General features: G+C 65.6%; 15 protein-coding genes. 5 read left to right on the top strand and 10 right to left on the bottom strand.

The annotated features are described in order from the left end of the window. Positions 1-11 precede the first annotated feature (11 nt). Genes aptA through AC6UUM_RS15715 form a run of 5 tightly spaced genes read right to left on the bottom strand, consistent with a single transcriptional unit; the run spans position 12 to position 3,475 of the window. Positions 12-1,337 (bottom strand): omega-aminotransferase AptA, encoded by a 1,326-nt coding sequence (gene aptA, locus AC6UUM_RS15735; protein ID WP_500803189.1) that lies wholly within the window; start codon positions 1,335-1,337, stop codon positions 12-14. A 22-nt stretch (positions 1,338-1,359) separates the two neighbouring features. Next, positions 1,360-1,848 (bottom strand): glutathione peroxidase, encoded by a 489-nt coding sequence (locus tag AC6UUM_RS15730; protein WP_500803188.1) that lies wholly within the window; start codon positions 1,846-1,848, stop codon positions 1,360-1,362. Beyond that, a complete protein-coding gene (locus AC6UUM_RS15725; RefSeq protein WP_500803187.1) occupies positions 1,845-2,453 on the bottom strand; it encodes a thymidine kinase in 609 nt (202 codons plus the stop codon). Before AC6UUM_RS15725 ends, AC6UUM_RS15730 begins: the two co-directional genes overlap by 4 nt. Before the next feature lie 33 nt (positions 2,454-2,486). Continuing rightward, positions 2,487-2,918 carry an ester cyclase gene (locus AC6UUM_RS15720; protein ID WP_500803186.1) on the bottom strand — a complete coding sequence of 144 codons (432 nt, stop codon included), beginning with the start codon at positions 2,916-2,918 and terminating at the stop codon, positions 2,487-2,489. Continuing rightward, positions 2,915-3,475, bottom strand: coding sequence for a DUF2239 family protein (locus tag AC6UUM_RS15715; RefSeq protein ID WP_500803185.1), 561 nt, complete (start codon positions 3,473-3,475; stop codon positions 2,915-2,917). The genes AC6UUM_RS15720 and AC6UUM_RS15715 overlap by 4 nt, the downstream gene beginning before the upstream one ends. Before the next feature lie 75 nt (positions 3,476-3,550). Here AC6UUM_RS15715 and AC6UUM_RS15710 point away from each other — a divergent pair, with 75 nt between their 5' ends. Continuing rightward, a complete protein-coding gene (locus tag AC6UUM_RS15710; RefSeq protein WP_500803184.1) occupies positions 3,551-3,874 on the top strand; it encodes a GIY-YIG nuclease family protein in 324 nt (107 codons plus the stop codon). Positions 3,875-3,886: 12 nt separating this feature from the next. On the opposite strand, the gene AC6UUM_RS15705 is transcribed toward AC6UUM_RS15710, so the two are convergent. Then, positions 3,887-4,714, bottom strand: coding sequence for a TIGR00266 family protein (locus AC6UUM_RS15705; RefSeq protein ID WP_500803183.1), 828 nt, complete (start codon positions 4,712-4,714; stop codon positions 3,887-3,889). 131 nt (positions 4,715-4,845) lie between these two features. Here AC6UUM_RS15705 and AC6UUM_RS15700 point away from each other — a divergent pair, with 131 nt between their 5' ends. From AC6UUM_RS15700 to AC6UUM_RS15690, 3 genes are all read left to right on the top strand, one after another. Then, entirely contained in the window at positions 4,846-5,184 is a 339-nt protein-coding gene (locus AC6UUM_RS15700) for a hypothetical protein (RefSeq protein ID WP_500803182.1), read from the top strand. Positions 5,185-5,251: 67 nt separating this feature from the next. Continuing rightward, positions 5,252-5,707 carry a copper chaperone PCu(A)C gene (locus tag AC6UUM_RS15695; protein ID WP_500803181.1) on the top strand — a complete coding sequence of 152 codons (456 nt, stop codon included), beginning with the start codon at positions 5,252-5,254 and terminating at the stop codon, positions 5,705-5,707. A gap of 20 nt (positions 5,708-5,727) precedes the next feature. Next, positions 5,728-6,099, top strand: coding sequence for a c-type cytochrome (locus AC6UUM_RS15690; RefSeq protein ID WP_500803180.1), 372 nt, complete (start codon positions 5,728-5,730; stop codon positions 6,097-6,099). A gap of 43 nt (positions 6,100-6,142) precedes the next feature. On the opposite strand, the gene AC6UUM_RS15685 is transcribed toward AC6UUM_RS15690, so the two are convergent. The 4 genes from AC6UUM_RS15685 to AC6UUM_RS15670 all read right to left on the bottom strand — a co-directional run bounded on the left by AC6UUM_RS15685 (position 6,143) and on the right by AC6UUM_RS15670 (position 11,781). Beyond that, positions 6,143-6,838: a DUF2490 domain-containing protein gene (locus tag AC6UUM_RS15685; RefSeq protein WP_500803179.1), complete on the bottom strand. Its 696-nt coding sequence runs from the start codon at positions 6,836-6,838 to the stop codon at positions 6,143-6,145. 87 nt (positions 6,839-6,925) lie between these two features. Further along, positions 6,926-9,094: a xanthine dehydrogenase family protein molybdopterin-binding subunit gene (locus AC6UUM_RS15680; RefSeq protein WP_500803178.1), complete on the bottom strand. Its 2,169-nt coding sequence runs from the start codon at positions 9,092-9,094 to the stop codon at positions 6,926-6,928. A gap of 3 nt (positions 9,095-9,097) precedes the next feature. Further along, positions 9,098-11,329 carry a xanthine dehydrogenase family protein molybdopterin-binding subunit gene (locus AC6UUM_RS15675; protein WP_500803177.1) on the bottom strand — a complete coding sequence of 744 codons (2,232 nt, stop codon included), beginning with the start codon at positions 11,327-11,329 and terminating at the stop codon, positions 9,098-9,100. Then, on the bottom strand, positions 11,326-11,781 hold the full coding sequence (locus tag AC6UUM_RS15670) for a (2Fe-2S)-binding protein (protein ID WP_500804993.1): 456 nt from the start codon (positions 11,779-11,781) through the stop codon (positions 11,326-11,328). Before AC6UUM_RS15670 ends, AC6UUM_RS15675 begins: the two co-directional genes overlap by 4 nt. Positions 11,782-12,028: 247 nt before the next feature. Between AC6UUM_RS15670 and AC6UUM_RS15665 the strand changes: the two genes are divergently transcribed. Continuing rightward, entirely contained in the window at positions 12,029-13,036 is a 1,008-nt protein-coding gene (locus AC6UUM_RS15665; RefSeq protein WP_500803176.1) for a GGDEF domain-containing protein, read from the top strand. Positions 13,037-13,054 lie beyond the last annotated feature (18 nt).

Raw genomic sequence — 13,054 nt, 5'->3', positions numbered from 1 at the left:
ACAGAGTGCGGCTAGGCCAGATCCTGCAATGCAAAAGCGATCATCGCCACCATCGCGTCGATCTGCTCCGCGCTGACGATCAAGGGCGGCGACAGCGCGATGGTGTCGCCGGTCACCCGCACCAGCAGGCCGGCATCGAACAGCGTGCGCAGCATCTGGGTGCCGCGCGCGCCCGGTGCCCCGGCCCGCGCCGCCAGCTCGATGCCGGCCATCATCCCGAAATTGCGGATGTCGATCACATGCGGTGCAGCGGCCAGGCTGTGCACGGCGGCTTCGAAATGCGCTTCCAGCGCGCGTGCGCGGGCAAACAGGCCCTCATCGGCATAAAGCTCCAGCGTGGCGATGCCGGCCGCGCAGGCCAGCGCATGCGCGGAATAGGTATAGCCATGGAAGAGTTCGATGCCCGGCACATCGCCGGGTGCATCGACGATGGCATCATGCACGTGCCGGGCCGCCGCCACGGCGCCCATCGGCACCGATGCGTTGGTCAGCCCCTTGGCCATGGTGATCAGATCGGGGGTCACGCCAAAACGCTCCGACGCGGTGGCCGCACCCAGCCGGCCAAACGCCGTGATCACCTCATCGAAGATCAGCAGGATGCCGTGCTTGGCGGTGATGGCGCGCAGCCGTTCCAGATAACCCACCGGCGGCGGCAGCACGCCGGTTGATCCGGCCACCGGCTCCACGATCACCGCGGCGATCGTGTCGGCGCCGTGCAGCGCCACGATCGCCTCCAGCCTGTCAGCCAGTTCCGCACCATGCGCCGGCAGCCCCCGGGCAAAGGCGTTGCGCGCCAGATCATGGGTGTGCGGCAGATGATCCACACCCACCAGCCCCGGCCCGAAGGTGCGGCGGTTGGCGACCATGCCGCCGACCGAAATCCCGCCAAAGCCGACGCCATGATAGCCGCGTTCCCGCCCGATCAACCGCGTGCGCTGGCCTTCGCCGCGCATCCGGTGATAGGCCAGCGCAATCTTCAGCGCGGTATCGACGCTTTCCGATCCGCTGTTGGTGAAAAAGATGCGGTCCAGCCCCGGCGGCATCAGGGCGCCCAGCCGGTTGGCCAGCTGAAACGCCAGCGGGTGGCCAAACTGGAAGGTCGGCGCGAAATCCAGATCGCCGGCCTGCTGCTGGATGGCGCGCACGATGCGATCACGGCCATGGCCGGCATTCACGCACCACAGCCCGGCACAGCCATCCAGCACCTGGCGGCCATCGCCAGCGGTGTAGTGCATGTCCCTGGCGGCCACCAGCACGCGCGGATTGGCCTTGAAATGGCGATTGTCGGTGAACGGCATCCACCATTGCGCCAGATCGTTGGGCAGCGTGCTGTGCATATGGTGCGTCCCCTTGTTGGACTCAGGCCTTGGCGAGCAGCGATTCGATCTGGCCGCCCAGCGCTTCCGGCTTGGTGGCCGAGGCGATGCGTTCCTGCACCTGGCCATGCTTGTCGATCAGGAACTTGGTGAAGTTCCACTTGATGCTTTCGGTGCCGAGCAGGCCGGGCGCCTGTTTCTTCAGCATCTGGAACAGCGGATGCGCATTGTCGCCGTTGACATCGATCTTGGCGAACATCGGGAAATCGACATCATAGGTCAGCTTGCAGAAATTGGCGATTTCGGTGGCATCGCCCGGTTCCTGCGCGCCGAACTGGTTGCAGGGAAAGCCCAGCACGGCAAAGCCATTGGGGCCATATTTCTTGTGCAGCGCTTCCAGCCCGGCATATTGCGGGGTGAAACCGCATTTGCTGGCGGTGTTGACGATCAACAGCACCTTGCCTTCGAAATCGCGCATCGACACGTCGCGGCCGTCGATGGTCTTGGCGCTGAACTCATACACACTGGTCATCTTGCGTCTCCCGCTCCATTCAACGCCGCCCCATTCAACGCGGCCACAAAATGCCGCCGGCACAGCGCCACATAACGATCATTGCCACCAATTTCGGTCTGCTGGCCAGAGGTCACGGCACGGCCCGCGCTGTCTATCCGCAAATTCATGGTCGCCTTGCGCCCGCAGTCACACACCGCCTTCAATTCGCTCAGCGTGTCGGCCAGCGCCAGCAGCCATTGGCTGCCTTCGAACAGCGCCCCCAGAAAATCGGTGCGCAGGCCATAGCAGAGCACGGGGATGCCCAGATCATCGGCCACCCGCGCCAGTTGCCACACCTGCGATTGGCTCAGGAACTGCGCCTCGTCCACCAGCACGCAATGCTGCGGTGTGGCATCATGCGCGGCGCCAATGATCGCGAACAGATTGGTATCGCCGGCAAAGGCCTGCGCCGGCGCGCTCAGCCCGATGCGCGAGGCAATCACCCCGGCCCCGGCGCGATCATCGACGGCGGCGGTGAACAGCATCGTGTTCATGCCGCGCTCGCGATAATTGAAGCTGGCCTGCAACAGCACCGTCGATTTGCCGGCGTTCATCGAGGCATAGTAGAAATAGAGCTTGGCCATCGGCGCCCTTCTTGGTCCGCCGGATGGTTTGCGTCAACGTGCCGCCATCAGCTGCTGGAACACGCCCATCCGGTCGCTGATTTGCCAATGGCCGGTCAGTCGATCCTGCGCATCGAACCCGTAAACCGTCGCGCCCGACATGCGGATGGTCGCGCCGGTGGCGGGAAAGCCCGGCAGATCGCCCGCATGGGTCGCTGCCCACAACCAGGTCATCACCACGTGATCGCCATCGGCAAACATCGCAGCCACATCGAAATGCTGATCGGGAAAGGCAGCGCGGGACTGGCGCAAACGGTCCTTGAAGCCGTCCACATCAAGCACGCGGCCATCCCAGGCATCGCCGGGATCATGATGGATGGTGTAGGCCTGTGCCAGATAATGGTCGACAGCATCGGCATCGCCATCGTCCCACACCTGCGCGATGAAGGCGGCGAGCCGCTGCTTGCGGGGATGATCGAGGGTCATTGGGTCGCTCCCTCGTGGCCGGCAAGGCGCAAGGCATAGGCGCGCACAGCGGTGGGCCAATCCGCCATGCGTTGTGCAAAGGCCGCGCCGTCGCCGGCGAACAGCGCCCGAATTGCCTCTTCATAAACGGGCAGATCGCCGGCCAGCGCGCTGAGAAAGCGATAGGCCCGCTCGTGATCGGCCCTGGCCGCCGTCGTTCCGCCATCGGCCTTGCGCGCCACATCGATCAGCCGGCGCAGTGCCTGAGAGGCCCCACCCGGCTGCTGCCCGAGCCATTCCCAGTGCCGCGGCAGCAGCGTGACCTCGCGTGCCACCACGCCAAGCTTCGGCCGCCCGCGCCCGCGCGCCGGCTCAGGCTCGCCCAATCGCTGCACGATATCGGCCATACTGCCACGCAGGTCCAGATCCACCACACGCCCGCTGGCATCATCGAACAGCAGGATCGACTCAGCGTCGCCAGCCGTCTTGATGGCAAGCGCGACATCGATCAGCGGCCCGCTGGCCAACAGGTCCATGCCGGAAAAAGCGGTGCAGGGTGTTGACAGTGCATGTGACATGCCAGTATTTTATCCGGACTAAATATAGAGTCAATACATCAGGGTAATATAGGGAGCCAGGTGATGGATGAGCAAATGCGCAGGGCCGCCGTGGCCGACTGGAAGGAGCGCAAGCCGGAACCAGGCGTCTATGCCATAAGCTGCACGGCATCGGGCGAACTGTGGGTGGGTGCCGCACCGGACGTCGCGCATATCCAGAACCGCATCTGGTTCAACCTGCGCCACGGCAGCAGCCGGCACCGCTCTCTGGCGGACGCGTGGGCGGCGCACGGCAGCGCCGCCTTCGCGTTCGAAATCAAAGAGCGGCTGCGGCAAGAACCGCTCGAATATGTGCGCGATCGCCGGCTGCGCGCCCGCCTTGATCATTGGGCGGCGCAGCTCGGCGCAACACGCATCTAAGATGGCGTCAGGTCAACGATTCCCGCCGATCAGATCGCCGAACTCGCCCAGCAAGCTGCCTTCGCCGCGATTCTGGCCGCGGCCGCCGGCGGCCTGCAACATGCGCCCGGCCAGCCGGCTGAACGGCAGCGACTGGATCCACACCTTGCCCGGCCCGGTCAGCCGCGCGTAAAATGCGCCTTCGCCGCCGAACAACATGCTCTTCACGCCGCCCACGGTTTCCAGATCGAACTGCACGCCCGGCGTATAGGCGGCCAGGCAGCCGGTATCGACATGCAGCACTTCGCCGGGCGCCAGGCTGCGCTCCACGACGGTGCCGCCCATCTGCACGAACACCCAGCCGTCGCCTTCCAGCCGCTGCATGATGAAGCCTTCGCCGCCGAACAGCCCGGTCATGATGCGGCGCTGGAATTCGATGCCGATCGAAACGCCGCGCGCCGCCGCCAGAAACGCATCCTTCTGGCAGATCAGCGTGCCACCCACGCTGTCGAGCTTGATCGGCAGGATTGCGCCCGGCGTGGGGCTGGCAAAGGCCACGCGCGCCTTGCCGCCGCCATTGTGGGTGAACACGGTGGTGAAGAGGCTTTCGCCGGTCACCAGCCGTTTGCCGGCGCCCAGCAACTTGCCCATGAAGCCGCCGCCGGCATCGGCGCTGCCATCGCCGAACACCGTGGTCATGCCGATGGCCGCGTCTTTCCACACCATCGCGCCGGCTTCGGCCACGGCGCTTTCGCCGGGGTCCAGCTCGATCTCGACGAACTGCAATTCCTGGCCCTTGATCTCGAAATCAATGTCGTCGGCGGAACCGCTGCTGCGGCTGTGCTGCCAAGGGTTGGGCATGGGAACGATCCTCGGTTGGGTTGAACCATCTGAATGTAGTTACACTGTATTGCGCTGCCAAGACGCCGCACACGCGAAATCGCTTATGGGCGGGGCTTGCCGGCGAACCGGGCGCGTGGCAGGCGCAAGACATGCCGCGTCGCCATCCTGGGCCCTTGCTGGTTGCTGCCTGCCTGGCGGCGCTGGTGCTGCGTCTGCTGGTGCCGGTGGGCTGGATGCCGATGACCAGCGGCTTTGCGCTCACCCTGTGCAGCGGCGCTACGCTGCCGGCCGATCCGCTGCTGCCAGCGGGCGATGCCGACACGCCCTGCGATTATGCGTTGGCGCTTGGCCCGGCGTTGATCAGCGCCGCGTTGCTGCTGCCGTTGCTGGCCCTGCATGTCCTGCCTGCACCACTGCCTATACTGGTGCGGGCCATTCTGCGCCGCCATCGTCCCCGCCAGCTCGGCCAAGGCCCGCCGCACGCCTGATTGGCAGGGAACCTGCCGAGCCATCGTGCCGCAGGCCAATTTGCCGTCTTCAGATCAGGAAGCACGCATGAAACAGTTGATTTTGGCGGCCGTGCTTGCCATGGCCGCATCCGCGTCCGCGCACGAATACAAGGTGGGGAAGTTGCTCATCGATCATCCGGTGCTCCGTGTCGCCAGTCCGGTGTCCAAAACCGGCGCGGGCTTCATGGCCATCACCAATCGCGGCACGGCGGCGGATCGTCTGGTCGCCGTCACCACGGCTGGGTCCAATCGCGCCGATCTGCACGGCACGGTGGCAAAGGGCAACGTGATGCAGATGCGCAGCGTATCCGGCGGGGTGCCGGTGCCAGCGGGGGCCACAATCCGTTTCGTCCCCGGCGGTCTGCATGTGATGTTCATCGGCCTGAAAGCGCCGATGCGCGATGGAGCAATGATGAAGGCCCGGTTGCTGTTTGAAAAAGCCGGGCCGGTTGACGTTGAATTCAAGACCGAACCCGCCGCCGGTGGCGGCCATCAACACTGATTGTCCAGGGAGAGAGACGAATGAAGACGATGATGATGACTGTGGCGGCGCTGGCTGCCATCGCGGCTGCCGCCCCGGCCGCTGCCCAGGATGCCGCTGCCGGTGAAAAAGTCTTCACCCAGTGCAAGACCTGCCACAGCAATGTTGCTGGCCAGAACCGCATCGGGCCGTCGCTGGCCGGTGTCGTGAACCGCAAGTCGGGCACCTATGCCAAGTTCAACTACTCGCCCGCCATGAAGGGCAAGAATGTGGTGTGGACCGAAGCCAATCTCGACACCTACCTCACCAAGCCGCAGGCTTATGTGAAGGGCACGCGGATGGCCTTTGCCGGCATCCCCGACGCCAAGAAGCGCAAGGACGTGATTGCCTATCTCAAGACGCTGAAGGGCTGAGCCGCTGATCTGCCGGCCGGGCAACTGAACCAGCGACGCTGCTTCAGCCGCCCGGCCGGATAAACAGGGTCAGATTGGCAATATGCTGCATCTGATCGCCAGCCGGGCGATTCACAAACCGGTTCATATAGCCGGCTTCAACATGAATGCGCCGGTTGATCGGGATGATCGCCCCGGCAAATGTCCGCTGCTGATCAAAACCGGCCGGCGGTCCCCAGCTGGTATCGTTCAGGGTCGCAAACGTCTCGCTGAAAAACAGCGGGCCGGCCGTGCCGGGGCCATGCAGCGGCACGGCCAGACGCAACTGGCCACGCACCCGCCAGCCGGTGTCCGGGCGATTTTCCAGCATGCGCTGCTCCAGCCGCAGCCGCGCCACCAGCGCCAGCCCATCCTTGTTGCGCACGATCGGCGCCACCACCTGCTGCCAAAATCGATGCTCATCGGTTCTGACCCCAGGGGTCAGATTGCCATGTTCATATTGGTAGCCGGCATAAACATCGATATTATGCTTGAATCGCAATCCGATGGCCGGGCGCAGGATCAGCGTGCCCAGCCGGCTGACATCGCTGGTAAACCGCGATTGCACTTCACCCCACACCAGCAGCCGGCCTGAAACCGGGCCAAAGGTCTGCACGGTGGTCCACACCTGCGTATCATCGGGCCGGCGGACAGCTTGCGCGACTGCCGGGACGGCCGAGCAGGCCAAGGCCAGGGCGGCAAACCAGTTCAAGCGATTCATCAGAAGCCCCCAAAGTGAAATCCGCACGTCAGGGCATGTCTATCCCGCCCCACAGGCTCAGGCTCCACGCGTTTCTGTCGCTTTCGCTCAGGCCTTCAGTAGCGCCGCATCGAACGGCATCCGCCGCAGCCGCACGCCGGTCGCGGCAAAGATCGCATTGGCCAGCGCCGGCGCCACCGCCGGATAGGCCGGCTCGCCCAGGCCGGTCACCGGATAATCCGGGGTGAGGAAGGCGACCTCGATCGGCGGCGTCTGGTCCATGCGCGCCAGCGGCACGTCGCCGAAATTGCGCTGCTCGATGGCGCCATCGGCAAAGGTGATGGCGTGCGTCTGGCAGGCGTTCAGCGCGTCGAGGATGCTGCCCTGCACCTGGTTGATCGCGCCGGCCGGGTTGACGATCTGGCGGCCGACGTCGCCGGCCACCCAGATTTTCACCACCTTCACTGTGCCATCCCTGGCCACGCGGGCTTCGACGACATTGGCGAAATAGCCAAGATGGCTGAAGTGGAAGGCGATGCCGAGGCCCGACCGCGCCGGCAGCTTGCGGCCCCAGCCGGCCATGGCTGCGGCCTTGTCGAGCACCGCGCGCATGCGACCGGTGTTGTAGGAACCGCGCGCGGCGGGATCGCCGATGAAGCGCGCCGGCCCCAGGAAATCACGGCGGAACTGCAACGGGTCCTGACCGGCGGCATGTGCCAGCTCATCGATGAAACCCTGTGTCACGAAACCAAAGGCATTGTTGGCCGGGGCGCGCAAAAACCCGGTGGTATGGATCAGGGGCAGCACGGTGGCACCCAGCCGAAAATCGGTGACGATGCCGGCCGGGAAATCGCTGGCACCGATATTGGCGGCACGGGCGAATTTGCCGTCGCGGCCATGGCTGATGAAATGATTGTCCCACGCGATGCAGCGCCCGGCCGCATCCAGCCCGGCTTCCAGATAATGCCAGCCGCCGGGGCGCAAGAAATCCTGGGTGATGTCGTCTTCGCGCGTCCAGGTCAGCTTGACCGGCCGGCCGGCGGCCCGCGCGATCCAGGCGGCCTCGACCATATAATCATTCTGCAACCTGCGCCCGAAACCGCCGCCCACCCGCATCATGTGGATGGTGACATTCTCCGGCGGCACGCCCAGCGTTTTGGCGACCGCGGCGCGGCCCGGTTCGGGGTTCTGCGTCGGTGCCCAGATCTCGACCTTGTCGCCAATCACCTGCGCCGTGCAGTTGATCGGCTCCAGCGGCACGTGCGGGATGAAAGGATAGGCATAATCGGCGGACACGCGCTTGGTGGCGCGCGCCATGGCGGCGGCCACATCGCCGCTGCTGTGCACGGCCATGGCCGGCGGCTTGCCCTTGGCATCGGCGGCCAATTTCTCCCAGGTTGCCGTCGATTGGAAGGCGGCCGGGCTGTCGGTCCATTGCACATTCAGCGCCGTGCGGGCGCGCTGTGCATGCCAGGTGGTGTCGGCGATCACCGCCACCCCGGCGCTCAGCCCTTCATAATCGTCGCTGCCCGGCACGATGAAGGCATCGCGCACCCCGCTCATCGCCTTGGCCTTGGCGAGATCGGCGAATTTCACCTTGGCGCCCTGCACCGGCGGCTTTTCAAAGGCGGCGTGCAGCATCCCCGGCAGCACGGCATCGATGCCGTAAGCCTGCTTGCCGGCAACGATGGTGCGGTTGTTGACGCCGGGCTGGAACGTGCCGATCAGCTTGAAATCCTTGGGCGCCTTCACCGGCACGCTGGCCGCATCGGGGGCGGGCAGGGCGGCGGCAGCGGAGGCGAACTGGCCATAAGGCGCGGTGCGCTTCGATGCGGCGTGCATCACCATCGCCTTCGCCGTGGTCAGCTCGGCCGCAGGCACACCCCAGGCCGTGGCCGCGGCCTGCACGATCAGGCTGCGCGCCGACGCGCCGACCTTGCGCATCAACTCATATTGGGTTGCCATGGCCTGCGATCCGCCGGCGACCTGGCGGCCATAGACCTTGGAGTCGGCGATCGTCGGCACCACCTCCAGCTTGGTCCAATCGGCGTCGAGTTCCTCGGCAATCACCATTGGCAGGCTGGTGCGGATGCCCTGGCCCACTTCGGGATTGCTGGCCATGATGCGGATGTGATTGTCCGGCGCGATCACCACCCAGGCGTTGAGCTGGCCCGGCTCTGCCGCATCAGCGGCTTGCGGGCTGATGCCCAGATACAGGCCGCCGCCCACCGCCGCACTGGCAAACAGGAAATTGCGGCGGCTCATCTGGATCGTCATGGCTCAGGCTTTCAAAAGCTCGGTGTCGAACGGCAATTGCCGCAGGCGCTTGCCCGTGGCGGCAAAGATCGCCCCGGCCAGCGCCGGCGCCAGGCTGGGATAGGCCGGCTCGCCCAGGCCCGTGGTGTGGAAATCGGTGGGCACAAAGGCCACCTCCACCGGCGGCGCATCGTTCATGCGGGCCAGCGGATAATCGCCATAATTGCGCTGCTCGACCGCGCCGTCGGCGAAGGTGATGCGCTGGCCCATGGCCGCACCGAGCGCGTCGATCACGCTGCCCTGCACCTGGTTTTCGGCGCCCGACAGGTTGACGATCTGCCGGCCGACATCGGCTGCCACCCAGATCTTGTGCACCTTCACGCTGCCATCGGCGGCAACGCTGGCCTCCACGACATTGGCGAAATAGCCCAGATGGCTGAAGTGGAAGGCGATGCCCATCCCTCTGCGCGCGGGCAGCTTGCGGCCCCAGCCGGCCATGGCCGCGGCCTTGTCGAGCACGCCGCGCATGCGCCCGGTGTGATAGGGCGTGCCTTGCGCATCCGCCTTGGTTTCGCCGCTGAATTCCTCGGCGATCGGAATGGCGCGGGGCGCGCCCAGCAAGGTGCGGCGATATTCCAGCGCGTCGCGCCCCACGGCGTGGGCGCATTCATCGATGAAGCCTTGCGTGATGAAACCAAAGGCATTGTTGATCGGCGCGCGCAGCCAGCCCAGCGTGGAGGCCAGCGGCAGCACGGTTACGTCGGCGCGATAATCGCGGATCACGCCCGAAGGGAACAGCGAGGCATCGATCACCGCCGGCGGATCGAGCTTGCCGTCGCGGCCATAGCTGATGAAATGGTCGTGCCAGGCAATGATGTTGCCGGCCGCATCCAGCCCGGCTTCCAGCCGGTGCCAGCCGCCGGGGCGCAGCCAATCATGGGCGAAATCCTGGCCGCGATCCCAGGTCAGCTTCACCGGCACGCCGGCCGCCTTGGCGATCACCGCCGCTTCCACCGCGACATCGTTCATCAGGCGCCGGCCGAAACCGCCGCCGGAGCGCATCAGGTTGAGCGTGACATCCTCGGCCTTGATGCCCAGCGCCAGCGCCACCATGCGGCGCGCGTCCTCGGGCGTCTGGGTCGAAAGCCACAACTCGCACTTGCCGTCCTTCACCTGCGCGGTACAGTTCATCGGCTCCAGCTGGGCATGGGCGATGAACGGATAGGCATAATCGGCCTTCACATGGCGAGCCGCCGCCGCCAGCTTGGCCGGCGCATCGCCATGGTTGATGTAGCCGGGTTTCTGCGGGCCATCCCTCAGCGCCTTGGCTGCGGCCGCATCCCAGGCCACGGTGGATTGAAAGGCTGCATCGCCGCCTTCCCACACCGCATCCAGCGCATCACGCCCCTTCAACGCCGCCCAGGTGCTGTTGGCCAGCACGGCAATGCCTTGCGGCAACACCTCGATGCCGGGCAGGCCGACGTCGATTTCGGTTTTCAGATCGCGGCGCTCGGCGATGTCGATCACCGCCTTCACGCCCGGCACCGCCAGCGCGGCGGCCTTGTTGGCGCTTTTCAGCTTGCCGGTGAAAACCGGCGATTTGGCATAGGCGGCATGGACCATGCCCGCCGGGCGGGCATCGATGCCGAACAGCGGCTGGCCGGTGACGACGGCGCGATTGTCCACGCCGGGCACGCGCTTGCCGAGAATGCGGAAACTGGCCGGGTCCTTCAGTTTCAGGGATTCCGGCTTGGGCGGCGTGATCCAGCCGGCGGCTTCGGCAAACTGGCCATAGCCGGCCTCGCGATTGCTCGCCTTGTGATAGAGGCGGCCGCTGGCGGTGGTGATTTCGCCGGCCGGCACGCCCCAGCCCTTGGCGGCAGCTTCGATCAGCATGGCCCGCCCGGCCGCACCCAGCCGGCGCATGCGTTCGAACTGGGTGGGGGTGGCACTCGATCCGCCGGCAATCTGCGCGCCATAGACGGCGCGGTTGCCGGGAGCCTGCACCACCTTCACCTGGGCCCAATCGACGTCGAGTTCCTCGGCGATCATCATCGGGAAACTGGTCTTCACGCCCTGGCCGATTTCCGGCTGATGCGCGGTGATCTCCACGCTGCCGTCGGCGCGCACGATGATGAACGCCGACAGCGCGCCCGGCACGCTGGCCTTTGCCCCGGCGGCGCGCAGGCCAAGCGTCATCGCACCGCCGGCCAGCACCCCGGCCTGCAACACGGCCCGGCGCGAGGCGGCAATCATGCTGCGGCCGCCTGTTTGATGGCGGCGCGGATGCGGGTGTAGGTGGCGCAGCGGCACAGATTGCTGCTCATCGCGGCATCGATATCGGCATCGGTCGGCTTGGGGGTGGAGCGCAGCAACGCTTCGGCAGCGAGCAACTGCCCGGCCTGACAATAGCCGCATTGCGGTACATCCAGTGCCACCCAGGCATCCTGCAACTTGCGGCCCCAGGCCGACATCGACAGGCCTTCGATGGTGGTGATCTTGGCGGTGCCCACGGCCGAAACCGGCGTCTGGCAGCCGCGCACCGGTTCCCCATCCAGCTGCACCGTGCAGGCGCCGCAGAAGCCGGCGCCGCAACCGAATTTGGTGCCGGTCATCCCCAGCACATCGCGCAGTGCCCACAACAAGGGCATGTCAGGATCGGCGGTAACCTCGGTCGGCTTGCCGTTGATGTTCAGCTTCATGATGATCCTCCCGCGCGATGGCCGCAGCATAGCCGCGCCGCGCGCCGCCTGCAATCGGTGCACCAGGCCGCGCGTGGGGCCGCCCGAAGATCGTGGGATGCGTTCCGGTCTTCATGGCATTTGCGCCGGCCATGGGGCCGCATCCGCGGCAGTTTGGGTGGCACGGGCCGTGTCCATGTGATAGAGCGAAAATGTCCGGCATGGCTGTTTCGCATGCTGGACGCGTGACGGGCCCCGCGGGAGATTTGCTGTGTTGAAACCGCGACATGCCGACAATGAACTGCACCGATTGCAGGTGCTGGGTGCGCTGCAACTGCTCGATACCGGCCCGGATGAGCGCTTCGATCGCCTCACCCGGATGGCATCGCGCCTGTTCAAGGTGCCGATCGCGCTGTTCACCCTGGTCGATTTCAACCGGCAATGGTTCAAATCCAACATCGGCCTCGATGTGCCGGAAACCGCTCGCGACATCAGCTTTTGCGGGCACGCCGTATTGGGCGACGATGTGTTCGTCATCCCCAATGCCCTGGCCGACTTGCGCTTTGTTGACAATCCGCTGGTGACGGGCGCGCCGCATATCCGTTTCTATGCTGGCTGCCCGCTGCGCGTCTCACGCTCCGCCAAGGTCGGAACGCTGTGCATCATCGATACGCAGCCGCGCCGATTCGACCATGACGACATGCTGGCGCTGAAGGATCTCGCCGGCATGGTCGAAGACGAGCTGGCATCGTTCCAGGCCTCGAGCACCGATCCGCTTACCGGGGTCTGGAACCGTCGGGGTTTTCTGAATGTCGCGCAAGGCAGCTTCGATTATTGTGCCGGCCAGGATCAGCCCATCACCTTGTGCTGCTTCGACCTCGACAGTTTCAAGGCGATCAACGACAGCCATGGCCATGCCGAAGGCGATGCGGTGCTGCGCCGCTTTGCCGATGCCCTGCAGCAGAGCGTTCGCCCGACCGATGCGATCGCGCGCATGGGCGGCGATGAATTTGTCGTGTTGATGCCGGGGGCCAGTGTCAGCGATGCCAATCTGGCCATCGCCCGGCTGCGCCAAGGGCTGCGCGCTACCGAAGAACGTTTTGGGTTGCCCTATCGCACGACCTTTTCCACCGGATGCGTCGTCCATGATGCCCTGCAAGACCGTGATGTGGGCGATCTGCTCACCCGCGCCGACGCCGCCATGTACCGCTCCAAGAACCGCCGCGCGCCGCCCGGAACCGTGGCAACATCACAAATCATCCAGCTGCCGCTGCGCGATTGAACCGGCCTTGGCGTGGTT

The organism is Sandarakinorhabdus sp., assembly GCF_987265915.1.
The sequence above is the reverse complement of the archived record's forward strand: the minus strand, read 5'-3'. Positions and strand labels throughout refer to the sequence as shown.